This is a genomic window from Pseudomonas sp. SJZ103 (assembly GCF_007828335.1).
Lineage (GTDB): Bacteria > Pseudomonadota > Gammaproteobacteria > Pseudomonadales > Pseudomonadaceae > Aquipseudomonas.
Map to the genome: position 1 here is coordinate 476,617 of NZ_VIUN01000001.1, position 22,068 is coordinate 498,684.

Here is a 22,068-nt window from a genome sequence, read left to right on the forward strand (position 1 = left end):
GGTGTAGCCATGTGCGGACTCTGCGGATTGCTCGGCGAAGACCTGCACTGGAGCGACCCCCTGGGCGATGAACTGCCCCGGCGCCGCGAACGCCTGCGCCGTATCGCTGCGATCAACCAGGTGCTGGCGGTGTTCCGACTCAAGGTCGAAGACTTCCAGGGCGCCTCCTATCTGCTGTTGGGCGCCACCGGCAAACAGGCACTGGCAAGCGGGCTGGATCAACTCTGGCAGGCAGCTGAAACCATGCTCGGCCGGCCGCTGGATCCCCTTGACCCGCGTCTACTTGACCACCTGGAAAACACCCCATTGTAGGGCCGGAGGTAAATATGAGCATTGCTCTAAATGTGATCACCGGCTTTCTCGGCAGCGGCAAAACCACCTTGCTCCAGCGCCTGCTGCAAGGTGAAAGCCTGGGTGACACGGCACTGCTGATCAACGAATTCGGCGACATCGGCATCGATCATCTGCTGGTGGAAGAAGTCGCGCCTAATACCGTGCTGTTGCCCAGCGGCTGCATCTGCTGCTCCATCCGTGGCGAGCTCAAGGACGCGTTGCTCGGTCTGTTGCAACGCCGCGAGCGTGGCGAAATTCCTGCGTTCAAACGGGTGATCCTCGAGACCACCGGCCTGGCCGACCCGGCCCCGATCCTTGCCACCTTGAACAACGACGTGCAACTGCGCGGGCGTTTTCATATCGGCCTGGTGGTGACGCTGGTCGACGCCAGCCACGCCGCGTTGCAAGAACGCCTGCACCCGGAATGGCTGGCCCAGGTCGCGGCGGCAGACCGTTTGCTGCTGAGCAAGACTGATCTTGTGGATGACTGCGAACCGCTGCGTGCGCATCTGCAGGCGCTCAACGCCGGTACGCCGATCCTCGATACCCACGCCATCCACAGCGGCGACCAACTGTTGCTCGGTGAAGGCCTGCGCAGTGCCGAACCCGCCATGGAAGTCAGCCGCTGGCAATTGCATCAGACCACCAGCGCCAGCCATGGGGCAGCCCAAGTGTGCAGTATGACCTTCGACCAGCCGCTGGACTGGGTCGGCTTCGGGGTGTGGTTGTCGATGCTGTTAAGATGCCACGGCGAACGAATCCTTCGCGTCAAAGGACTGCTCAACGTGAACGCCAGTAACGCCCCCATCGTCATTCATGGCGTGCAGCATTGCCTGCATGCTCCGGTCCATCTGCCTGCGTGGCCAGGCACCGACCGGCAATCGCGCCTGGTGTTTATCCTGCGTGGCCTCGATCCTGCGTTGCTGCAGCGTTCCTTTGAAGTGTTCTCACGGCGGTTCGCCGGATGATCACCTTACGGGTGCTCGGCACCTCGGTCACCTTGCTCGAATGCCTGCGCGTGCGCGCCGAACAGGAACTGGGGATTCGGCTGGTGTACCAGGTGCACGACGTCGAACAGGCCCAGCGCATCGCGGTGATGCAGCCCGACAGTTATGACCTGTACGACCAATGGTTTCACAACGTCGACTTCGTGTGGCCGGCCCGGGCGATCCAGCCCATCGACACGCGGCGTATCGCGCTGTGGCACGAGATCAACGACCTGCCCAAGCGCGGTCGGCTGTCGCCCAGCGACCGCCTGGGCAGCGGCAGCGTACCCAGCGAGCGCCTATTCGTTCAGCACGACGGCGGCCTTGGCAGCACCGTCACCGAACGCATCAGCATGCTGCCTCTGACCCACAATGCCGACAGCTTCGCCTACCGCCCCGAGCGCCTGCCCGAGGGGTTTTGCCACGGTAACGAAAGCTGGGGCTGGCTGCTGGACCCGGCGTGGCGCGCACGCACGGCGCTGCAGAGCGATGCCGCCATCGGCGCCCTGGATGCTGCGCTGGCCGTGCAGGGCGCGGGGCTGGCGCGCTTTAACGACATCGGCAATATGAGCATCGAAGAGATCGACGTGCTCGCCGATATTCTGGTGCGCAAGCAGAAGGAAGGACATTTCGCCGCGTTCTGGTCCGACGATGAAGAGGCGGCGCAACTGATGCTCAGCCCTAGCATCGATATTCAGAGCTTGTGGTCGCCGACCCTGATGCGCCTGCACCGCGCCGGGGTGAAATACCGCCTGGCGGTCCCCCGCGAAGGCTATCGCGCCTGGTTCGGCGGCTTGTCATTGTCGCGCCATGCCCAGGGCCCGGTGCTGGATGCGGCGTATGCGTACCTCAATTGGTGGTTGTCCGGCTGGCCGGGTGCGGTGATGGCGCGCCAGGGTTACTACATCGGCAATCCGGCGCGCAGCCGCGATCACCTCAGCAGTGCCGAATGGGATTACTGGTACGCCGGCAAGCCTGCGCGGGAAGAGTTGCCCGGCAGTGATGGGTTGCCGTTGATCGATATCGGCGAGGTGCGCGATGGCGGCTCCTATGAGCAGCGCATGGGGCATATCGCGGTGTGGAATTCGGTCATGGATGAGCACAACTATCTGGTGCGGCGTTGGGGGGACTTCATGCGCGCCCGCGGCTGAATAAGCGGGTATGGCCAAGGGGTTGTCGCCAATAAAGTGACGGTGAAAACCCCGTTTTTATTCGGTGCGCTTCTGCTCTGTCCCAGCTAATCTGCTAAGACAAAATTTCCAGTCTAAATGGATGTTTTTTTGACGGCGGGTCTGGGCGTAGGGAATGCACATGACTAAGGGACGCGGCGGCAGAGAGAGGCGAACGCTGCCGGAGGGCACTGCCATGACATGGCGCCATACCTTTCAAACCCGCATCGCCGGGGTGTTGGCGCTGTTGCTGCTGGTGGTGGTCGCCGCGACCTATTTCGCCGTCAAGAGCGCCACCCGCCGAGCCGTGGAGAACCAGGCACAAGTCCAACTGAAAACCGGAACCCAGGTATTCGAGCGTCTGCTGGACCTGCGCGGGCGGCGCCTGCGATACGGGCTCGACTGGCTCGCCGGCGATGGCCCGTTCAAGCAGGCCGTGGCCGGGGGCAAGCCTGCGCCGATCCTGGCGGCACTGCGTCGCCACGGCACCGGCATCCGTTCCAGCGAAGTGTTTGTGCTGGGCCTGGACGGCAAGGTCATGGTCAGCACGCTCCCCATCCTCACCCGCGGCCAGCGGTTCCCCTATGACGTCGCCTTGCGTCATGCGCGGCGCAATGGCCTGCAAATGTTGATCGTGGCCCTGGACGGGCGGCCTTACCTGCTGGTGCAGGATGAGGTGCGCGACCCGTTGCCCATCGCGCGCATCGTGATGGGCTTTGCCATGGACCAACTGTTCGCCTATGAACTGCGCGCCATGAGCAACCTGGAAGTGTCGTTCCTCAGTGTGCAGGACGGCACGCCCGGCCCGCTGTTCAGCACCCAGCCCGACGCGTACCAGGCCACTGCCCTCAGCCTGCTGCACGGCGCACCGCTCAACCCTGAGGCGCAGATCCATGTGTTTCACGGTCAGCGCGTGCTCAGCCGAGTGCTGGCGTTGGCCAACACTGGCGAGGGTGATGAAGTGCGTGTATTGCTTCAGAGCCCGCTGGACCATGCACTGGAATCCTTTGCGCCGCTGGACCGGCAGTTTCTCGGGATTGCCCTGGCGGTGCTGCTGGTGTCGTTGGCCGGCGCGCTGTTCCTGGCGCGGCGGGTCTCGCGCCCGCTCAATGCACTCGTGGAGGCGGCCGGGCGCATCGGGGCCGGTGATTACCGCACGCCGGTGCGGGTACGCAGCCACGATGAATTCGGTTTGCTGGCCCGCGCCTTCAATGCCATGCAAAGCGGCATCGCCGTGCGCGAACGGCAACTGGCCCATAACGCTTTGCATGACTCCCTCACCGGCCTGCCCAACCGTGCCCTGGCCATGGAGCGCCTGGGCAGTGCGATCAGTGCGCGGCGGCCGGTGGTGTTGCTGTACCTGGGGATCGAGAACTACCGCGTTATCAACGAGGGCTTCGGTCCCGAGGGTGTGGATGAAATGCTGCGCGAAGCCAGCCGCTGCCTGTCCATGAGCCTGCTGGCCAGCGACACGGCGGCGCGCATCACCGGCAGCGAGTTTTTGCTGTTGCTGGAAAACACCGAGGTCGACCGTGCCGTGGCCCGCGCCGACCGCCTCTACGCGCTGCTTACCGAACCCCAGCGCATCGGCAATGACGAAGTGCGCCACGAAGTCAGCATCGGTATCGCCGCTTACCCCGCCGATGGTCAGCACGTTGAAGAACTGATCAGCCGCGCCGCTATCGCTCGCCATGATGCGGCGACGCTGCCGGGCTATCTGCAGATATACCAGCAGGACCGCGACCTCGCCCACCAGCGCCAGATCACCCTGATCCGCGACCTGCGCCGGGCCGTCGTCGAAGGCGAGTTGTACCTGTGCTACCAGCCCAAGCTCGACCTCAAGCACGGCGACGTGTGCCAGGCCGAAGCCCTGCTGCGCTGGCAGCATCCCACCCTGGGGCTGGTGTCGCCCGCCGAATTCATCCCCCTGGCCGAGCGCACCGGCAGCATGGGCGGGCTGACCCAGTGGGTGATCGAAGAAGCCATCCGCCAGATCGGTGAGTGGTCGCAGCGCGGCATGCACATTCAGTTGTCGGTGAATATCTCGGTGGATGACTTGGTCGATGACGACCTGGCGATCCGTGTCACCACCCTGCTGATGCAGTACGGCGTGGCGGCCAAGCAGCTGATTTTCGAGATCACCGAAAGCGCGATCATGCACAACCCGCAACAAGCCTTGAGCGTGCTGGAGCAACTGCGCGGGTGTGGCATCAGCCTGTCGGTGGATGACTTCGGCACCGGCTATTCGTCGCTGGCGCAACTGCAGCGCCTGCCGGTGCAGGAGTTGAAGATCGACCAGTCCTTCGTGCGCAACCTCGACAGCACCAGCGGTGACGGCGTGATCGTGCGTTCGACCATCGAAATGAGCCACAACCTGGGGCTCAAGGTGGTGGCCGAAGGCGTGGAATTCGAGCCCAGCCTCAAGCTGCTCAAGCTTTGGAACTGCGACACTGCCCAGGGCTACCTGATCAGCCGGCCGCTCAATGCCATGGCGTTCGAGATGTGGATGCGGCGTGAACGGACACCGCTCTAACGACGGGTGCAGTCCATCGCCCCTCCCGGATGTTGATCTTCATTGCTTATGAAAAAGGCGGCTACCTGTGAGGGTAGCCGCCTTTGTTTTGCCGCCGATAACGCTTAATCCGGCAGTTTAAACGCCATCACGTAGTCACCCTGTTTGGTCCCCAGGGAACCATGACCACCCGCCACGACCAGCACGTACTGCTTGCCGTCCTTGCCGGTGTAGGTCATCGGTGTGGTTTGCGCGCCGGCCGGCAGGCGGCCTTCCCACAGTTGCTTGCCGTTTTTCACGTCGTAGGCACGCAGGTACTGGTCGAGGGTACCGCTGAGGAACGACACGCCACCGGCGGTGGTGAAGGTGCCGCCCAGGCTCGGTACGCCCATGGTCAGGGGAACCGGGACCGGCGAGCTGTCACGCACGGTGCCGTTCTTGTGCATCCAGATGGTCTGGTGGGTGGTCAGGTCGACCGCGGCCACGTAACCCCATGCCGGTGCCTGGCACGGCAGGCCCAGGGGCGACAGCAGGGCTTCGAGGATCACGCCGTACGGCGCGCCTTTGTTCGGCTGCACGCCTTCGGTTTCGCTGACCCGTGGGCCTTGCTTGGCGATATCGGCCGCCGGGATCAGCTTGGATTTGAACGCCATGTAGCTCGGGTTCACGAAGGCGATCTGGCGTACCGGGTCGACGGAAATGCCACCCCAGTCGAACACGCCGAAGTTACCTGGGTAAACGATCGAACCTTGCAGCGAAGGCGGGGTGAAAGCACCGTCGTAGCGCATGGATTTGAAATCGATACGGCACAGCATCTGGTCGAACGGCGTCACGCCCCACATGTCACGCTCTTTGAGCGGCGGTGGCATGAAGTTCAGTTCGGACTTCGGTTGGGTCGGGGAAGTACGGTCACCCGCGACTGCACCTTGCGGCACGGCCACTTCGTGGATCGGCACGACCGGCTGGCCGGTGGCGCGGTCCAGTACGTAGATGCTGCCTTGCTTGGTCGACGCCATCACCGCCTGCTTCACGCCGGCTTCGGTCTTGATGTCGATCAGCGACGGCTGGCCGCCAACGTCCATGTCCCACAGGTCATGGTGAGTGAACTGGAAGGTCCACTTCACGTGGCCGCTGTCGATGTCCAAAGCGGTGAGGCCCGCTGCGTACTTCTCGGAATCGTCGGTACGGTCGCCGCCGTATTGGTCAGGCATCTGGTTGCCCATCGGCAGGTAGAGCATGCCGAGTTTTTCATCCACGGCGAACATGGACCACATGTTCGGCGAGTTGCGGGTGTAGGTCTTGCCCTCGGCCAACGGGGTGGTGTCGTCCGGGTTGCCGCTGTCCCAGTTCCACACCAGCTTGCCGGTGTGTACGTCGAACGCGCGGATCACGCCGCTGGGCTCGTCGGTGGAGACGTTATCGGTGACGTGGCCACCAATCACCACCAGGTTTTTGGTCACGGCCGGTGGCGAAGTGGAGTAGTAACCGCCGGGGGCGAAGCTGCCGATATTGGCACGCAGGTCGACCTGGCCTTTGTCACCGAAGTCTTCGCACATCTTGCCGGTGTCGGCGTTCAGGGCGATCAGGCGGGTGTCGGCGGTCGGTACGAAGATGCGTTTCGGGCAGGCGTTCGGCGCGGCAGCCGGGCTGGCGCTGCCGGTCGGGCTCTGCTCGGAAGCGTAGGCGGCGTCATCGTGATACGACACGCCACGGCAGGTCATGTGTGCCCAACCCTTGAAGTTCTCGGCGCCCTGGCTGCTGATCTTCGGATCGAAGCGCCAGATTTCCTTGCCGGTGTCCGGGTCCAGCGCGATCACCTGGCTGTGCGGCGTGCACACGTAGAGCATGCCGTTGACTTTCAGCGGAGTGTTTTCTGCGGTGGTTTCACCCGGATCGTTCGGGCCTGGGATGTCGCCGGTGCGATAGGTCCACGCCGGTACCAGCTTGTGCGCGTTTTCCGGGGTGATCTGCGCCAATGGCGAGTAGCGATCACCGTAGGCCGAGCGGCCATAGGAATTCCAATCGCCATCCGCCTGGGACGGTGCGGCGCTGGCCATGCCCGGTACCGCGTCGCGGTCCAGTTGGCCGGTCTTGACCATTTCACCGGGGTTGGTGAATTGGCTGGCAAGGGCGGTAGCACCGGCCAGCACCACGGCCACGCTCAGCGCTCCAGTGCCCAGCGGGGCAGGTTGGCCACGCAGCAATGGACGGCGAAACCACGGGAGCAGCATGACGATGCCCAGGGCGAACAGCAGCGCCAGGCGCGGCACCAACTGCCACCAATCCAGGCCGACTTCCCACAGGGCCCACACGGTGCTGGCGAACAGCACCAGCGCGTACAGGCCCAGCGCGGCGCGGCGGGTGGCCAGCAGCAACAGGCCGGTCAGGGTGATGCCGATACCGGCCAGCAGGTAATACAGCGACCCGCCGAGCAGGCTCAGCTTGATACCACCGGCCAGCAGGGCCAGCCCCATGATCAGCAGCAAGACGCCTAGCAGCCTTGGGAGCAGGCGGCTTGGACTTGAAGCACCGTCAGTGCTCATAGTTGTGTTTCTCCGTTACGTTGGAATTATGTATCCCCGTGTTTCTTCACTGTAGATGACGATTCGGCACGGGCTTGGTTCAGCGTTAATTACGTTTTTCTGGGGATATCAGCGTTATCCACAGGCGGGCGATTTATTCCCAGGCGCAGATCGGTGTAAGACAGCGCTGTCTTGACGGGTAGGAATAATCAGCAAAATGGGGTCGACCGGGGGAGTGAAACGTTTCAGGTTATTGCCGACAAGGATAAAGCGCCGGCGCACCAAGAGAAAGCACGAATCGCAAGATGCATCATTTCCGATTTGGTAACAGTGACAGATCGCCGCTGCCAAATAGGGGGGGAGGGGGAACTTCAGGGTTTTTTAGACGGTGGGGGCGGACGGTGATAAGGGTTGAGACGGGTGGTTACAACCTAACATCTGTCTTTCGCCGAAAGCGGGAACTTTTTTACCTGTAAGGGTGGAGTGATAAGGTGTGCACCTTCGTGAGTACTTTTTCATAGGCCCGGCATGACCGCGACAAGCAACGACCCCCTCCACGGCGTGACCCTGCAACACGTCCTCACCACCCTGGTGGAACATTACGAATGGGAAGGCCTTGCCGAACGCATTGATGTGCGCTGCTTCAAGAGTGACCCGAGTATCAAGTCCAGCCTGACCTTCCTGCGCAAGACGCCTTGGGCGCGGGAGAAGGTCGAAGGCTTGTACGTCAAGCTGATGCGCACCAAACGCCCGCTGGATTGATCCCATGAAGCGGTATGTGGCGGCAGCGGCGCTGGCCGGTTGGGTGGGGTTGGCGATTCAGCAATACCTGATTTTCTATTCGCGCTGGGAAGCCGGCGCCAGCCTGCTGGGCGGGCTGATCAACTTCTTCAGTTTCTTCACGGTGCTGACCAATACCCTGGCAGCGGTGGTGCTCAGTTACGCACTGATTCGTCGGGACTCTGCCGCCAGGCGGTTTTTTCTCGCGCCCAGTGTCAGCAGTGGCATTGCCGTGAGCATCGTGGTGGTGAGCCTGGCCTACAGCCTGTTGCTGCGGCACTTGTGGCAGCCCGAAGGCTTTCAATTTATCGCCGACGAATTGCTGCACGACGTGATGCCGGTGTTGTTTGTCATCTACTGGTGCCGGTGTGTACCCAAGGGCAGCCTGCGCCTCAAGCACGTTGGTGCGTGGGTAATTTATCCGCTGATCTACTTCGCTTATGTGCTGCTGCGCGGGGATTTGCTCGGGCAATATCAATACCCGTTCATCGATGTCGGCACCCTCGGTTATCCACAGGTGTTTGTGAATGCCGGGGGCATTCTGGCCGGGTTTGTGCTGGTTGCACTGGCCGTGGTGGGGCTGGATAAGCTCATCAAGCCCCGCGCCTGATTCACTCCTTTCCTTAGCGCTATTGGGCACGCACCGTCTTGTCGAACGGTTGCGTGCTTCCTCTCGAACTCTTCAACTCATTAGTTAATCTTTTCACATAAATGCCCTGGTTTTTCAGGTGATGTAATCCTGTTCCTACAGTTATATTTACCCATAAAACCTTCTCGTTAAAATCCATGTAATCCAATTCTTACAGATACATTCAAAGTTTTGGCAAATTGCCATAATTTTCCTATGTGTCTTGGTGTTGCAGGGCTACGTAATTAAATGAATGTGCCGACTTAACTTCTAAAATCTGCGCTGGATAATTGCCGGGCTTCAAATGAGCTGAGTTGCAATGCAAGTAATTGGAAAAAAAGTGGGATGTTCTGCGTGCTAAAGCGGCGGAATGACTTAATGACGTTTATTACTATGTGAGCCTCTATACATGAACGCTAAAATTAACACTGCGCTGTTATCCATCGGGTTGTTGGTAGGGTCGATGTCTGTCGCTCAGGCGGCGGATGGAACGGTCACGTTTGTGGGCTCGGTCCATTCCGGGGCCTGCTCCATCAAGCCTGACTCCGTCGATCAAACCATTCCCCTCGGCGCGATTGCCAAGCATCAGTTGCAGGCGGGAGGGAAGTCCGAGCCTCGGCGCTTGCTGATTGAGCTCGAAGGCTGCGATCTGGCCGGCCTCACCGATAACACCGTGACCACGACTTTCACGGGGGCGCCATCCAGCGTTGTGCCGGGTGCGCTGGGTACCGTCGGTAGCGCGGGCAATGTGGGCATCATGATGACCCATGGCAGCCAACCCGTTCAGTTGGGTGTGGCTACCACACCGCAGGTTATTGCCACCGGTGATAACACACTGGAGTTCGGTGCCTATGTGCAAGGCGCTGCTACGGGCGACATCGTGCCGGGCGATTTCAGCGCGGTGACCAATTTCACCTTGGCTTATCAGTAAGCTTTTTCCCCCGCCACCCAGGGTGGCGGGGGAGGCTGGTGGAGGCATAGGTGAAAACATTCATAAGTCTCGCTATTTCCTCTTCATTGACGATGTTCATCAGCCCTTGGGTGGTTGCCCAGGTGCCTGCGCAAGGTAATGGGCTCGTCACGCTGGGAGGAGAGGTCGTTGACTCGGCCTGTGGGCTGGAGTTGGTCAGTGTCGATCAAACCATCGATGTGGACCCCGAGCCCATTGGCCGGTTTTTGCGACGCGCCAGGGGAGGGGACCAATCCTTCCAGTTGCGCCTGGTCAATTGCACATTGAGTCGCACCGACCCGTTGCGCCCTGGAGTAACGCTGCCCGACTGGCAGCACCTGCGGGTGACATTTGATGGCCCCACCGACAGAGGCGGCCGTTCTTTTGCGGTATTTGGTGGCTCACAAGGTGTTGCCCTCAATATCGAGGATTCCGTTGGCCAATTGAGTATTCCCGGTCAGCCGATGACGCCGCATCCCTTGTCGGAAGGCGACATGACGCTTCACTTCACGCTTCATTTTGTTGGCAACGGATTGCCCATAGTGGCCGGCGCGCACCGTGCCGCAGTGCGGTTCAAGTTGGAATATTTCTGAACTTTGATGGGTTGCTTGCATGTTGAATACGGCGAAGGTCAAAAATACGCTGCGCTCAAACTTTTTCAGTGGGTTGATATTATTGCCGGGCACTGCGATGGCTGTCGGGGATATTGAGTTTAATACGGACGTTCTTGATCTGAGTGATCGAACTAATATTGACTTGTCTCAGTTCGCGCGCAGCGGTTTTATTCTGCCTGGCACTTACTCGATGGGGGTGCAGATCAATAACCAGGCGATTGCCGAGCACTCAGTGGCTTTCTATCCTCCCGATAATGATCCTAAAGGCAGCCAGGCCTGTTTGTCGCCGGCCTTGGTGGGCCTGTTGGGCCTCAAGGCGTCGGGCGCTGCTGAACTCAAGTGGTGGAAAGGCAGTGACTGCCTGGATATAGAAAGCTTGCCGGGCATGGAGGTCAGTGGCGACCTGGCCACCTCCACGCTGAACATCAGCGTGCCCCAGGCCTACCTTGAATACAGCGCCATCAATTGGGATCCACCTTCCCGTTGGGATGAGGGCGTGCCGGGGCTGCTGGTCGATTACAACATGACGGTGCAGTCCAGTTATCAGAAGAATGACGGCACCCGAAACAATCTCAGTGGTAACGGTACCCTGGGGGCGAATGCCGGGCCCTGGCGCCTGAGGGCGGACTGGCAGGCGCGTGTCGAAAAAGGCCTCGACAGCGGGTACGGGGACCCACAACAGCTGGAGTGGAGTCGTTACTACGCCTATCGCGCAGTGCCTGCACTGAAGGCGCGCCTGACGGTGGGAGAGGACTACCTGTATTCGGACCTGTTTGACAGCTTCCGCTATACCGGCGCCGCTCTCATTTCGGATGCAAGCCAGCTGCCCCCCAACTTGCGTGGTTACGCGCCGGAAGTGGTAGGGGTCGCCAAAACAAATGCCAGGGTTGTTATCAGCCAGAAGGGCCGCGTGCTCTATGAAACGCTGGTCGCGGCAGGCCCGTATCGTATTCAGGACCTCAATGACGCCGTGAGCGGCACCCTGGATGTGCGGGTGGAAGAGCAGGATGGTTCGGTACACACCTTCCAGATCGATACGGCAAGCATTCCCTACCTGACGCGCCCTGGCCAGGTTCGTTACAAGCTGGCGGCGGGGCGACCCTCCGATCTTCAATACGGCGCCGATGGCAATGTTTTCGGTACCGGTGAATTCTCCTGGGGGGTCAGCAATGGCTGGTCGCTGTTCGGCGGCGCTATCACCGATAACAACTACCGTGCGTTGTCTGTCGGCGCCGGTCGTGACCTGTTGGCGCTTGGAGCCGTATCGCTGGATGTCACTCAGTCCCACGCCAGTGTGTGGAGTCAGTCGCTCTCGGGCAAATCCTACCGCCTTCAATACTCCAAGCACTTCGAGCAGTACGACAGCCAGGTGACGTTTGCCGGTTACCGGTTTTCCGAGAAAAACTACTTGAGCATGAGTGAGTACCTGGACGCTCGCCATTACGGGTTGAACGGCGAGCGCGGCGAAATCGATAACGTTGAGTTCATCGAGGGCTGGAAACCGATCGGCGACAGCAAGGCACTGTATACGGTGACGCTCAATAAGCAGTTTCGTGACCTTGGGGCGACGGTCTACGCCAGTTACAACAAACAGACGTATTGGGGGCGCCCGGACACGCAGCGCTGGAACCTGTCGATGTCGCGCTACTTCAATGTGGGCTCCGTCAGGAACATGAGCCTGTCCCTGAACATGTACCGCAGTCAGGAGTACGCCTACAAGGATAGCGGAATGGCGCTGACGGTCAGCCTGCCATTGGGGCGCAGCGGCACACTGTCGCTGGATGGGAGCAGGACCTCGGGCAAAGAGAGCTTTTCCACGCGTTACAGTGACCGCATCGATGAACGCAACAGCTACCAGCTCAGTGCCAGCGATCGCTCTGCCAGTGGTTATCTGAGCCATATTGGCGACCAGGCTGATATCGATCTCAGCGCCAGCACACAACAAGGCAATGGCAGAACCCTCAGTGCGTCTATTCGCGGTGGCGGCACGCTCACGCCCTACGGTGCGGCCCTGCACCGAACCAATACCGTCGGCGGGACCCGCCTGATGCTCGACACCGGTGGGGTACCCGACGTGCCTGTGCGGGGTTACGGCGTGTCGACCCGCACCAATGCCTTCGGCAAGGCGGTGATCTCCGATATCAGCAGCTACCAGCGTACGGCCGCCAGTGTTGACCTGGAGAGCTTGCCGAGCAACGTCGAGGCCACTCAGTCGGTGACGCAACTGACACTCACCGACGGGGCCATTGGTTATCGATCGCTGGACGTGATTGCCGGTGAAAAGGCCATGGCAGTCCTGCGCCTGCCGGATGGCAGTTCACCGCCCTTCGGCGCGACGGTGAAAAACATAAAACAGCAGGACACCGGAATTGTGAACGACGGCGGCGCCGTTTACCTGAGCGGCATCCAGGCCGGCGAGCAGATGATCGTCAGTTGGGGCGGCATCGACCAATGCCTGCTCACGCTGCCTGTGGTGTTGCCAGCAGACAGCTTGACCGATGCCCTGCAACTGCGCTGCCAGAGTGTCGCCACTGATCAATCCTCACCCGAGCCAGCAGCGCTGACCGGGAAGCGCACCGATACGGAGAATACCGCCTCATGATGCTCAATACGCGCCCTACACTCCTGGTCTTCGCACTGCTGGCTCTGGGCCTCAATCCGAACGCTGACGCTGCGGTTGGCCTGGACCGGACCCGTGTGATTTTTGATGGGGGCAAGGATGCCACCAGCGTGAACATTACCAATAACAACACCCAGTTGCCGTACCTGGCCCAGGGGTGGATCGAGGACGAGCAGGGCAACAAAATCGCCTCGCCCCTTATCGTGCTGCCGCCGGTTCAACGCTTGGAGCCCGGTAAACAAAGCCAGGTGAAAGTCCAGGCGTTGCCAGCGGTCAAATCGTTGCCCCAGGATCGCGAGACCGTCTACTACTTCAACCTGAGGGAAATTCCGCCGCGCAGCGACAAATCCAACACCCTGCAAATTGCGCTGCAGACCCGCATCAAATTGTTTTACCGCCCGCAAGCCATCATGCCCAGCCAGCAGGACTTGGCTAATCCCTGGCAGGAAAAGCTCACCCTCACCCGGCAAGGCGACCGTTACCAGGTGAATAACCCCACGCCTTACTACGTGTCCCTGGTGGACGCGCGCAGCAGCAAAGACGGCAAAACCGTGGCGGGCTTTGAACCGGTGATGATCCCGCCCAAGGGCACGCTGGCTTTGGGGCCAACGGCCAAGGCACTTGGCCAGGCCCCCTATCTGGCCTATGTGAACGATTACGGTGGACGCCCGCTCCTGGCGTTCACCTGCAGTGGCCAGACTTGCACGGTGAACGCGCAAGTCTCATCGCCTAATGAGTAGCGTCTGCTGCGGGAGAACGCCATGAAGTCGCACAACGTGAAAGTCCTGGGCTGCGTGTTATTGGCCTTGGCGGCGCGTGTGAGCGCCGAGGATGACGACGGTATCGATGGTCAGCGTGGCCGGTTGAACGTTAACGGGTCCATGCATGAATCGCCTTGCAGCCTGGAGATGACATCGCGCCATCAAACGATTGACCTGGGCGCTGTGTCGGCCAGCCAGTTGCAAAGACCTGGCGATCAGGCGCCATCGAGGCCCTTTCAGCTGCGCTTCCAGGACTGCCAGCGCATCGCCGGCAGTATCCGCAGTGAGCGTACCGGGAACCTGGCATGGAGCGCCCATCAACCGGTGCTGTCGGTCACGTTTATCGCGCCTGCCGATGCTGATGATCCACGGCTGGTCAAAGTGCAAGGCATCACCGGGATGGGGCTGCGTTTGACCGACGCCCTGGGCCGGGACGTGCAACTGGGCTCCCGGGGCGAGCCGTTGTTTTTGACCGAGGGCAGCAGTCTCCAGACCTGGCATGTTCAACCCACGCGCACCTCCGCTCCGTTGACCAGTGGGGCATTTCGGGCCGTGGTGGATTTCAGGCTCAGTTATGAGTGAGGGCAATCTAATGACGAAGGCAGTCGGCTCGCGGGCCATTCTTATAGGGGGAGGCCTGCTGTGGGCCGTCAGCCAGGGTGCGCTGGCCGAAACCAGCCTGATCATCCGCGCGGTCATCATTGCGCCTCCTCCATGCGTCATTAATGGTGGGAGTACGCTCAACGTGCCCTTTGGCAATGATCTGCTGACGTCGCGGGTGGACGGTGTCAACTATCGTCGCGACGTGCCCTATACCGTCACCTGCGACGCGCCTTTCAGCAATGCGATGAGGCTTGAGCTCAGGGGCACCGGGGCTTCGTTCGATGGTCGCGTACTCTCGACCCGTAACCCGGATCTTGGGGTGAAACTGTTCGTTAATGGCGCGGATTGGCCCCTGAATGCGGCCGTGAACTTTACCTATCCAACCTTCCCCGTCGTGCAGGCGGTGCCTGTCAAACGCGCGGGCAGCAGACTGACGGGGGGCGCGTTCGATGCCGCCGCTACCCTCGTGGTCGATTACCAGTGATGAGGAACGATCAATGACCTGTTGGCAGCGGCGAGCCTTGCTCGCCTTGTGTTCCATCGCCCTCAGCAGCGGCGCCTCGGCCAACTTGACCTTCAGCGGAACGCTTAATGAACCGCCGCCCTGCACGATCGATGCGGGGAACAAAATTGAAGTCGATTTCGGCGATGTCGGCGTAAAGCGAGTCGATGGTGTGAGATACCGTCAGGAGGTTGGCTACACCATCAGTTGTGGGGCTGACACGCTGCCGTGGGTGCTGAAGTTGAGTGTCAACGGGGCACCTACGACATTCGACGGCGCGGCATTGCAGACCAGTGCGCCAGACCTGGGGATTCGGATATTTCAGAATAACCTGCCGTTTCGACTCAATACGCCACTGGACATAACCGTGTCGTCACCGCCGGTATTGGAAGTCGTGCCGGTCAAGCAGCCGGGTGCAACGCTGGCCCCCGCAAGGTTTACAGCGGTGGCCACGCTGTTGGCCGAATACCAGTAGGAGTTGAAGCCATGGGACATGAAAGGGTTCATCGGAGGTGGCTGTGTGCCGTGCTGGCGGGGCTGCCAGCCTTCAGCCTGATCCCCGGGGCGCAGGCGGCGGACAACCTGAATTTCAAGGGCAACCTGGTTGAAGAGGCCTGCACTATCCGGCCTGGCGACGAGGCAATTAACCTGGAGCTCTGGGACCTTACCAGCAAGCACCTCTACATCAACACGCGCTCAGTGGGCAAAGGTTTCAAGCTGCATCTGGAGGACTGTGACACCACGATCGGCAACACGGTGACCATCACGTTCGGCGGCGTGGAAAACCAGGCGCTGCCCGGATTGTTCGCGCTTGATGGCGGTAGCGGTGCCTCGGGTATCGGGCTGGGGCTGGAGACGCTGAGCAACAAGCCATTACCCGTGAATAACGTCAGTGACGAACAGGTATTGGTCAATGGCAGCAATGTGATCGAGCTCAAAGCCTATGTGCAGGGTGAGCCGAATGCCATCAGGGATCAGACCATTGGCCATGGCGCCTACACCGTGACCTCTACGTTTACGCTGGACTATCCGTAATTCATAAGCTCAACAACCGGGTGCATACGCATTGGCTTTCAGGTCATTTACACGGGCTGATTGTTCGCTGGATGGCGCCTGTGTAGAGAAGCAACGAGAGATCAACATGAAACGACTATATGACAGCGCCATTGTGCTTCTCCTGCTGATGGGCATTAACACAACCGCGCAAGCCGTAGACTGCAGGGTCAATGGCGGTGAGTGGGCGCGCGTCACTCATCTGACCGTTCCCGTAACTGTGCGACTCGATACAGATCGCACGAGGATTCTGATGGAAGGTGCTCGGCTCGAATGTCGGTTTACGGCTGGAGCGGGCCCCGTGTGGGGCGCTGACTATTGGGAAACGGGCAATGCCTCAGGTACACCTTGGACATCCGGCCCCAAGTTCGCCGGTGAACAGAGTGGTTTGCGCATCAATGGCGCTTTCCTCAATACCCCGGTTCCGGCGGGTATACGGGTGGCCACCATGCCCAACAACGGGATCGGCTATCCGATCAATATCACCCCCTATATTCTGGTGCGCCACAGTCCCTCCAACCCGATCGATATTCGAGCAGGCGACACCCTCGGCCTGTTACGCCTGACCAGCTCGAACAATTACGACGCGACTCGGCCGCAACTCACCGTCACTTATACGGCCGCCAACAACTTCACCATCTCCCCGTCTACCTGCACGATCAACAATAACAACCCGATCGAGATCAACTTCGGCGATGTTCATCAGAGAGCAATAGGTACCGATCCGCTGACCACGTCCATCCGCAGCAATCGCCGGCTCACTTATTCATGCCCGGACGGCGGGATTTCCACGCCGATCACCATCACTTACAAGGGCAGCCCCTCATCGTTCGACACGCGTCTGCTGATGATGACCAACCCGGACGTGGGGACAGCCCTTGTTCGTGGCGCAAGTGCGGTTCAAGTCGGTGGTTCGTTCCTGACCCAGATTACCAACAGTGTAGGAGGCGACGATGTGACGTTTTCCCTCGTACGGCGTGCCGGGTCCTTGCCTGCCGCCGGGGCTGTGAGCGGCAGCGGTGTACTTGTCATGGGGGTGCCATGACATCCCCACACCTGAGGCTTACTCCTCTTCGCTGTCGGCCGCACGCCAGTAACCCACGGCCTTGAGGAATTCCTCATTGACCTTATGCGTGTCCAGGAGCACCCGGCGGACCTGGCGCGACAGCTTGGTTTCGGTGGCGACAAAGCTGTACAGCGAGCCACTCGGCAGCGTGAGGTTTTTCACGCTGTCGAGCAGGTCATCCTGACCGCGCACCACCCAGATCACCTCCACATCGGCGGCGCTTTCCAGGGCCTGCTGTTCCGCCGCATTGGCGATTTCAATCAGCGCAAGTACCTTGCGCCCCGCCGGCAGTTCTTCCAGGCGTCGACCAATGGCCGGCAGCGCGGTTTCGTCACCGATCAGCAGGTAGCTGTCGAAGATGTCCGGCACGATCATCGAGCCGCGTGGCCCGCCGATGTACAGGTGTTGGCCGACCTTGGCCTGGTCGGCCCAGGTGGAGGCGGGGCCGTCGCCGTGCAGCACGAAGTCGATGTCCAGCTCGCCGGTGTCCAGGTCGAAGCGGCGTGGCGTGTAGTCGCGCATCGCCGGTTGCGGGCCGTCACCCTTGATGCTGAACGTCGGGCTCTCCAGCGCTGCCTGTTCGGCGGCGTTCTGCGGGAACAGCAGCTTGATGTGATCGTCACTGCCCAGGCTGATAAAGCCCGCCAGTTCCGGCCCGCCCAAGGTGATACGGCGCATGCGCGGGGTGATATCGACTACCCGCAGTACCTCGAGGCGGCGGCGTTTGATTTCGTGGGTCACGCGGTGGATGGCTTGAGTATTCATTGGGCTTCCCCGTCGGCAATGGCTTGGGCGGTGCCGTTGAGCAGCGCCGCGACACGAACGATTTCTTCCGGGCTCCAGCGCCCGTGGTGCGAATGCAAGGCGTGACGCAGGTTATGCACCGCCTCGTGGATTTCCGCTGGGCGATCATGGCCGCGCAACGAGCGCTTGCTCACCTCCATGCGCAGGCGAATGCCGTCGAGAGCGACAGCCTGTTCGCTTAAGAACAGACGACCGGCGTCGGTGATTGTGTAGCGTTTTTTTCCACCCTCGGCATCGCCGGCGATCAATTCGCTTTCTTCCAGGAAGGTCAGCGTGGGGTAGATCACGCCGGGGCTGGGGCTGTAGGCGCCATCGAAGAGGGTTTCGATCCGGCGAATCAGGTCATAGCCGTGGCATGGCTGTTCGGCGATAAGAGCTGGCAGCAGCAATTTCAGGTCACCCGGCGCAAAGACGCGCGGGCCACGTCCGCCGCGTTCGCGGCCGGGGCGTTTTTCGAAGCCGTCGCGGTCGTCACCGTGGTCTCGGTGGTGATGAGGGTCTCTCATTGTCGTGTTCTCCTGTCTGATTTAGATACAACTTAAGATATATCTTACGCTTTGCGCAAAAGCGTCTGACGAGCGGTAGCGGCGACAAAAGGCAGCCTGCAACGGGCCGGATGCATTGAATTAGCGCCTGGCAATACCAGCAATTACTTGACAGGTAAATGGCACTTTTATGAATGAAAGATAAACTGGTTAATCAGTGCGTTAGTTCTAATCACGTTGAGAACCCCTCAATAGATAGCGTGTAGCCCATGTCCTACGGATAAGTGATTAATGCGAGTGGTACTGAGGTATCTGCGGTGTAATAAATGGATGACAGTTAATATTCATCTTATTGAATAATAAGGTTTTTATCTGTCGCGTCGCGTCGTGATTAATTACGCGTTTAAGCGAAAGCGCTGGCATCGTTAAGTGGGTTTTCGAGGGACTATTTACCGGCGTCGCAAGACACGAATTGCTCGGGTTTTGCCATGCAGTAAATAACGAATCCCCCACTAACATCTGATGCCACAACAGGTAATTAAAATGCTTAAAAAGACCGCTTTCGTACTGCCACTGATCGCACTGGCTGTCGGCGCTTCCAGCGTGTTTGCCGCCGGTGAAGCCACCAGCGTCATCAACATCAAGGCAACGATCCCAACCAAACAGTTCCACGCCCAGCCGTTGGACCCGGATTTCGGTAAGGACGAAACCATGTCCTACAACACCGTGACCGGTCAGTTGAGCCCGATCCGTGCGACCTACGCGGTAAAAAATACCGACGGTTCGATCAAGGCCTACATCGAAGGCGGCCCGGCTTCCCTGAGCAACGGCACCTCTTCGATTGCCCTGACCACCACCTTCAACGGCGTGACCCTCACCGGTTCGCCACTGGAAGTCGTGGATGATGCCAGCTCCACTCCCGGCACCCAGGCTGACCTGGTCGTTGCGGCCGCCAAACCGGCTGACACCGACGCTGGCCTGTACACCACCAACTACACCGTGGTGTTCGATCACGAGCCGCGCGTCACCCGTTGAGCGCGATTTGTTGATCGATAAGCATCGGCTTATTGCTTAGCCCTTACCGATCGACGGGCAGCCTCTGTCGGTTGATCGGTATCCAAGAATTCCCCGAGTGTAATCAGAGTATCCGTTCATGTTCCCGATGATTCTCATCGCGGCAGCGCTTGCCTTGTTGTTTTGTACGGGGGCGTTTGCAGCTGACGCGACAACTGGCACAACCCCAAGAAGTTTGCTGTCCCAGGCCAAGGGTTTACCGGCGGACTTTGAAGAGCACTTTTTTGATGTGCCGTTGGCAGTACGGGTCGAATTGGACCAGGAGTTTGTCGCCGAGGCGATGATCGTGCTGACCCGTGATGACCGCCTGACCCTGCTGGATTTCACCGATCACGAAGGCAGTGTGATCAAGGACGTCGAGCGTGATAGTTGGGGTGATTACCTCAAGCAGGGCGTGCCGTTGGGCGCCTGCGAAAGCAGCTGCCCGGCGCAACTGCTGGCGGTCCACTACAACCTGGAAAAGTCCCTGGTCACGTTGTTGACCGAAAACGCCGAACGTGAGGGGCAAGAGTCCAAGTATTACTCCCTGCCCTCCGGTGGCAGCACCGGCCTGATCGTACGTAACCAGCTCAACCTCAGCGGCGGCCAGGGCCAGGACCTCGGCGGACGCCTGGGGCTGGACGCCAGCGGCAGCCTGGGCAACTGGAACCAGGTGATGAACATGCAGTTTTCGCGCTTGGGCGGCCCGGACGACGATGCCCTCAACCATGCCGTGTACTCGCTGTATGCCCAGCGCGAAATGCGCGGTGAGTTCCTGCGCCTGGGCTATTTCACCCCCAATGCCGAAGGCCTGACCCGCCAACTGCGCACCTTCGGTGCCAGCCCCGACACCGCCGTCGGCGTGATGTATGGCAGCTCCGACAGCCTGATGATCAGCAACCCCAAGCCGAGCATCTACCCGATTTACGTCACCGCCAATCGCCAGGCCTCGGCGGAGATCTACCGCAACGGCCTGCTGATCAACACCCAAGCCGTTTCCACCGGCCTGCAAAGCCTGGACACGCGGCCCTTGCCCGGCGGCATCTACGAGGTGGAAGTGCGCCTGGTAGAAGACGGCCAGATCACCAGCACCACCCAGGAGTTGGTGTACAAGCCCAACAACTGGCGCAACCTCGACAACCGCTGGCGCTACAACGTATTTGCCGGGCAAGAGAGCAAGTTGCTCAGCAACTGGGACGAACAATCCAGCGGCGACCTGACCGCCGGCGTATCCCTCAACTACCTGGCTCACCCGCGGGTGGTGCTGGGCATGTCCGGGCGCCAGGTCAAGGACAGCATGCAATACGGCACGTCGCTGGACTGGAGCCTGGCCAGTAACGCCAGCCTGTATGCCAACGTCTACCAGACCGACAACTACGGCACCGGCGTCGACTTCAACAGCCTCTACAACTACGGCCTGGGCAGCGTGGTGTTCAACCACACGCGCAGTTGGCTGGACAACCGCAACACCTACGAAACCCTGCCCGACGGTACCCGCATCCGCCAGCGCGATGTGTTCATCGGCCAGACCAGCCTCTCGTCGCTGTCCATCAATCATCGCCTGAGCAACCTGCGTTCCATCAATGCGCGGCTGGCCTACAGCGAAGGCAACAACGAAGGCCTGGGCCTGGACCTGGGCTGGACCGAACGCACCCAATTGTTCGGCAGCGATGCCAACTGGCGCTTGTCGGTGTTCGACCGCCCGGCCAGCTCCAGCACCGGCGACAAACGCAATCGCGGGATCGACCTGAGCGTCAGCCTGGCGCTCGGCAGCCCCGGCGAGCAGTGGTCCGCCAGCATCGGTACGCGAACCTCCCGCGATGGCAAGCGTGACAACAATGGCTCGCTGAGCTACCGACGCGACCTGCAGGACCACGTGCTGCAAAGCGTCTCCGCTACGGTACTGACCGATACCTACGGCGTGGGCCTGTCGGGCATGGCCAGCTTCCAGAACGACGCGGTCAATGGCGACGGCTTCGTGCAGCGCTCATCGTTCAATAACGAACTGACCGGTGGCCTGAACCTGGACAGTACCTTCGCCTTCGGCGGGCAGAAGATGGTGTTCACCAGCCAATACGCCGGCAGCGGCTCGGGGATGATTGTCGATATTGAAAGCGACGTGGACGACATCGTCCTGCGCGCCGATGACCTGAGTGGCGGCAGCACCGTGCTGCGACCGGGGCGCAACTTCATCCCGATCACCGCCTACAGGGGCAGCTCGGTCAGCTTCGACTTCGATGGCAACCACGCCCCGGCGGCCAATATCCAGCCACCGCGCACCGCCTACCACTTGAACAAGGGCGGCGTGGACTACCGCAAGATCAGCGTGATGCGCACCGTCACCGTACTCGGGCGCCTGGTGGACCCCCAGGGCAAGCCGCTCAAGGGCCATCACATCCTCAACCACGCCAGCCGAGGTGTGAGCGAAGTGGATGGGTTCTTCTCCCTGGAAATGAACGCCAGCTCGCCGACCCTCGAAGTGCGCCGCAACAACCAGTTGCTGTGCCAGTTCCGCCTGGATACCGCCAACGCGCGCAATGAAAACGACGTGCTGATGATCGGTGATCTGCGGTGTACGCCGGATACGTTGGCCGATTCCGCTATCACCACACACGTAGCAGGTTGAGT

General features: G+C 60.5%; 20 protein-coding genes. 17 read left to right on the top strand and 3 right to left on the bottom strand.

Going from position 1 to position 22,068, the window contains the following annotated elements; all coding sequences use genetic code 11:
• Positions 1-9: 9 nt before the first annotated feature.
• The 4 genes from FBY10_RS02430 (at position 10) to FBY10_RS02445 (ending at position 5,021) form a co-directional block, all read left to right on the top strand.
• Positions 10-312 (top strand): hypothetical protein, encoded by a 303-nt coding sequence (locus FBY10_RS02430; protein ID WP_065938646.1) that lies wholly within the window; start codon positions 10-12, stop codon positions 310-312.
• 14 nt (positions 313-326) lie between these two features.
• Positions 327-1,301, top strand: a complete 975-nt coding sequence (locus tag FBY10_RS02435; protein WP_145335196.1) for a GTP-binding protein — start codon at positions 327-329, stop codon at positions 1,299-1,301.
• Complete coding sequence (locus tag FBY10_RS02440) at positions 1,298-2,470, top strand: PotD/PotF family extracellular solute-binding protein (RefSeq protein ID WP_131697431.1); 1,173 nt, start codon at positions 1,298-1,300, stop codon at positions 2,468-2,470. Before FBY10_RS02435 ends, FBY10_RS02440 begins: the two co-directional genes overlap by 4 nt.
• A 214-nt stretch (positions 2,471-2,684) precedes the next feature.
• Positions 2,685-5,021, top strand: coding sequence for a bifunctional diguanylate cyclase/phosphodiesterase (locus FBY10_RS02445; RefSeq protein ID WP_145335194.1), 2,337 nt, complete (start codon positions 2,685-2,687; stop codon positions 5,019-5,021).
• A gap of 104 nt (positions 5,022-5,125) precedes the next feature.
• Here the strand turns inward: FBY10_RS02445 and FBY10_RS02450 are convergent, their stop codons facing one another.
• Positions 5,126-7,543, bottom strand: coding sequence for a glucose/quinate/shikimate family membrane-bound PQQ-dependent dehydrogenase (locus tag FBY10_RS02450; RefSeq protein WP_145335192.1), 2,418 nt, complete (start codon positions 7,541-7,543; stop codon positions 5,126-5,128).
• 507 nt (positions 7,544-8,050) lie between these two features.
• Here FBY10_RS02450 and FBY10_RS02455 point away from each other — a divergent pair.
• The 11 genes from FBY10_RS02455 (at position 8,051) to FBY10_RS02505 (ending at position 17,077) form a co-directional block, all read left to right on the top strand.
• Complete coding sequence (locus FBY10_RS02455) at positions 8,051-8,284, top strand: VF530 family DNA-binding protein (RefSeq protein WP_016977534.1); 234 nt, start codon at positions 8,051-8,053, stop codon at positions 8,282-8,284.
• A gap of 4 nt (positions 8,285-8,288) precedes the next feature.
• On the top strand, positions 8,289-8,912 hold the full coding sequence (locus FBY10_RS02460; RefSeq protein WP_131697428.1) for a Pr6Pr family membrane protein: 624 nt from the start codon (positions 8,289-8,291) through the stop codon (positions 8,910-8,912).
• Positions 8,913-9,339: 427 nt separating this feature from the next.
• Entirely contained in the window at positions 9,340-9,861 is a 522-nt protein-coding gene (locus tag FBY10_RS02465; RefSeq protein WP_131697427.1) for a fimbrial protein, read from the top strand.
• Between the two features lie 50 nt (positions 9,862-9,911).
• The gene (locus tag FBY10_RS02470) at positions 9,912-10,472 is read left to right on the top strand and encodes a fimbrial protein (protein ID WP_131697426.1); all 561 of its coding nucleotides are present in this window, start codon (positions 9,912-9,914) and stop codon (positions 10,470-10,472) included.
• Between the two features lie 19 nt (positions 10,473-10,491).
• Positions 10,492-13,095 (top strand): outer membrane usher protein, encoded by a 2,604-nt coding sequence (locus FBY10_RS02475; RefSeq protein WP_178116711.1) that lies wholly within the window; start codon positions 10,492-10,494, stop codon positions 13,093-13,095.
• Positions 13,092-13,853, top strand: coding sequence for a fimbria/pilus periplasmic chaperone (locus FBY10_RS02480; RefSeq protein ID WP_145335188.1), 762 nt, complete (start codon positions 13,092-13,094; stop codon positions 13,851-13,853). Before FBY10_RS02475 ends, FBY10_RS02480 begins: the two co-directional genes overlap by 4 nt.
• A gap of 21 nt (positions 13,854-13,874) precedes the next feature.
• Positions 13,875-14,456, top strand: coding sequence for a fimbrial protein (locus FBY10_RS02485; protein WP_131697423.1), 582 nt, complete (start codon positions 13,875-13,877; stop codon positions 14,454-14,456).
• A complete protein-coding gene (locus tag FBY10_RS02490; protein ID WP_371920959.1) occupies positions 14,449-14,961 on the top strand; it encodes a fimbrial protein in 513 nt (170 codons plus the stop codon). Before FBY10_RS02485 ends, FBY10_RS02490 begins: the two co-directional genes overlap by 8 nt.
• Before the next feature lie 13 nt (positions 14,962-14,974).
• Complete coding sequence (locus tag FBY10_RS02495; RefSeq protein ID WP_131697422.1) at positions 14,975-15,454, top strand: fimbrial protein; 480 nt, start codon at positions 14,975-14,977, stop codon at positions 15,452-15,454.
• Between the two features lie 11 nt (positions 15,455-15,465).
• Positions 15,466-16,014 (top strand): fimbrial protein, encoded by a 549-nt coding sequence (locus FBY10_RS02500; RefSeq protein ID WP_145335186.1) that lies wholly within the window; start codon positions 15,466-15,468, stop codon positions 16,012-16,014.
• 106 nt (positions 16,015-16,120) lie between these two features.
• Entirely contained in the window at positions 16,121-17,077 is a 957-nt protein-coding gene (locus FBY10_RS02505; protein WP_145335184.1) for a fimbrial protein, read from the top strand.
• 18 nt (positions 17,078-17,095) lie between these two features.
• On the opposite strand, the gene FBY10_RS02510 is transcribed toward FBY10_RS02505, so the two are convergent.
• Both FBY10_RS02510 and FBY10_RS02515 read right to left on the bottom strand, forming a co-directional pair.
• On the bottom strand, positions 17,096-17,863 hold the full coding sequence (locus tag FBY10_RS02510) for a siderophore-interacting protein (RefSeq protein ID WP_131697419.1): 768 nt from the start codon (positions 17,861-17,863) through the stop codon (positions 17,096-17,098).
• A complete protein-coding gene (locus tag FBY10_RS02515; protein ID WP_145335182.1) occupies positions 17,860-18,408 on the bottom strand; it encodes a PadR family transcriptional regulator in 549 nt (182 codons plus the stop codon). Before FBY10_RS02515 ends, FBY10_RS02510 begins: the two co-directional genes overlap by 4 nt.
• A 522-nt stretch (positions 18,409-18,930) precedes the next feature.
• Between FBY10_RS02515 and FBY10_RS02520 the strand changes: the two genes are divergently transcribed.
• Positions 18,931-19,422 carry a CS1 type fimbrial major subunit gene (locus tag FBY10_RS02520; RefSeq protein ID WP_131697417.1) on the top strand — a complete coding sequence of 164 codons (492 nt, stop codon included), beginning with the start codon at positions 18,931-18,933 and terminating at the stop codon, positions 19,420-19,422.
• A 118-nt stretch (positions 19,423-19,540) separates the two neighbouring features.
• On the top strand, positions 19,541-22,066 hold the full coding sequence (locus FBY10_RS02525) for a CS1-pili formation C-terminal domain-containing protein (protein ID WP_145335180.1): 2,526 nt from the start codon (positions 19,541-19,543) through the stop codon (positions 22,064-22,066).
• The last annotated feature ends 2 nt before the right edge of the window (positions 22,067-22,068 follow it).

Coding starts and splice junctions, on each gene's coding strand:
- FBY10_RS02430 (WP_065938646.1), top strand. CDS start 10: ATGTGCGGACTCTGCGGATTGCTCGGCGAAGACCTGCACTGGAGCGAC.
- FBY10_RS02435 (WP_145335196.1), top strand. CDS start 327: ATGAGCATTGCTCTAAATGTGATCACCGGCTTTCTCGGCAGCGGCAAA.
- FBY10_RS02440 (WP_131697431.1), top strand. CDS start 1,298: ATGATCACCTTACGGGTGCTCGGCACCTCGGTCACCTTGCTCGAATGC.
- FBY10_RS02445 (WP_145335194.1), top strand. CDS start 2,685: ATGACATGGCGCCATACCTTTCAAACCCGCATCGCCGGGGTGTTGGCG.
- FBY10_RS02450 (WP_145335192.1), bottom strand. CDS start 7,543: ATGAGCACTGACGGTGCTTCAAGTCCAAGCCGCCTGCTCCCAAGGCTG.
- FBY10_RS02455 (WP_016977534.1), top strand. CDS start 8,051: ATGACCGCGACAAGCAACGACCCCCTCCACGGCGTGACCCTGCAACAC.
- FBY10_RS02460 (WP_131697428.1), top strand. CDS start 8,289: ATGAAGCGGTATGTGGCGGCAGCGGCGCTGGCCGGTTGGGTGGGGTTG.
- FBY10_RS02465 (WP_131697427.1), top strand. CDS start 9,340: ATGAACGCTAAAATTAACACTGCGCTGTTATCCATCGGGTTGTTGGTA.
- FBY10_RS02475 (WP_178116711.1), top strand. CDS start 10,492: ATGTTGAATACGGCGAAGGTCAAAAATACGCTGCGCTCAAACTTTTTC.
- FBY10_RS02480 (WP_145335188.1), top strand. CDS start 13,092: ATGATGCTCAATACGCGCCCTACACTCCTGGTCTTCGCACTGCTGGCT.
- FBY10_RS02485 (WP_131697423.1), top strand. CDS start 13,875: ATGAAGTCGCACAACGTGAAAGTCCTGGGCTGCGTGTTATTGGCCTTG.
- FBY10_RS02490 (WP_371920959.1), top strand. CDS start 14,449: ATGAGTGAGGGCAATCTAATGACGAAGGCAGTCGGCTCGCGGGCCATT.
- FBY10_RS02495 (WP_131697422.1), top strand. CDS start 14,975: ATGACCTGTTGGCAGCGGCGAGCCTTGCTCGCCTTGTGTTCCATCGCC.
- FBY10_RS02500 (WP_145335186.1), top strand. CDS start 15,466: ATGGGACATGAAAGGGTTCATCGGAGGTGGCTGTGTGCCGTGCTGGCG.
- FBY10_RS02505 (WP_145335184.1), top strand. CDS start 16,121: ATGAAACGACTATATGACAGCGCCATTGTGCTTCTCCTGCTGATGGGC.
- FBY10_RS02510 (WP_131697419.1), bottom strand. CDS start 17,863: ATGAATACTCAAGCCATCCACCGCGTGACCCACGAAATCAAACGCCGC.
- FBY10_RS02515 (WP_145335182.1), bottom strand. CDS start 18,408: ATGAGAGACCCTCATCACCACCGAGACCACGGTGACGACCGCGACGGC.
- FBY10_RS02520 (WP_131697417.1), top strand. CDS start 18,931: ATGCTTAAAAAGACCGCTTTCGTACTGCCACTGATCGCACTGGCTGTC.
- FBY10_RS02525 (WP_145335180.1), top strand. CDS start 19,541: ATGTTCCCGATGATTCTCATCGCGGCAGCGCTTGCCTTGTTGTTTTGT.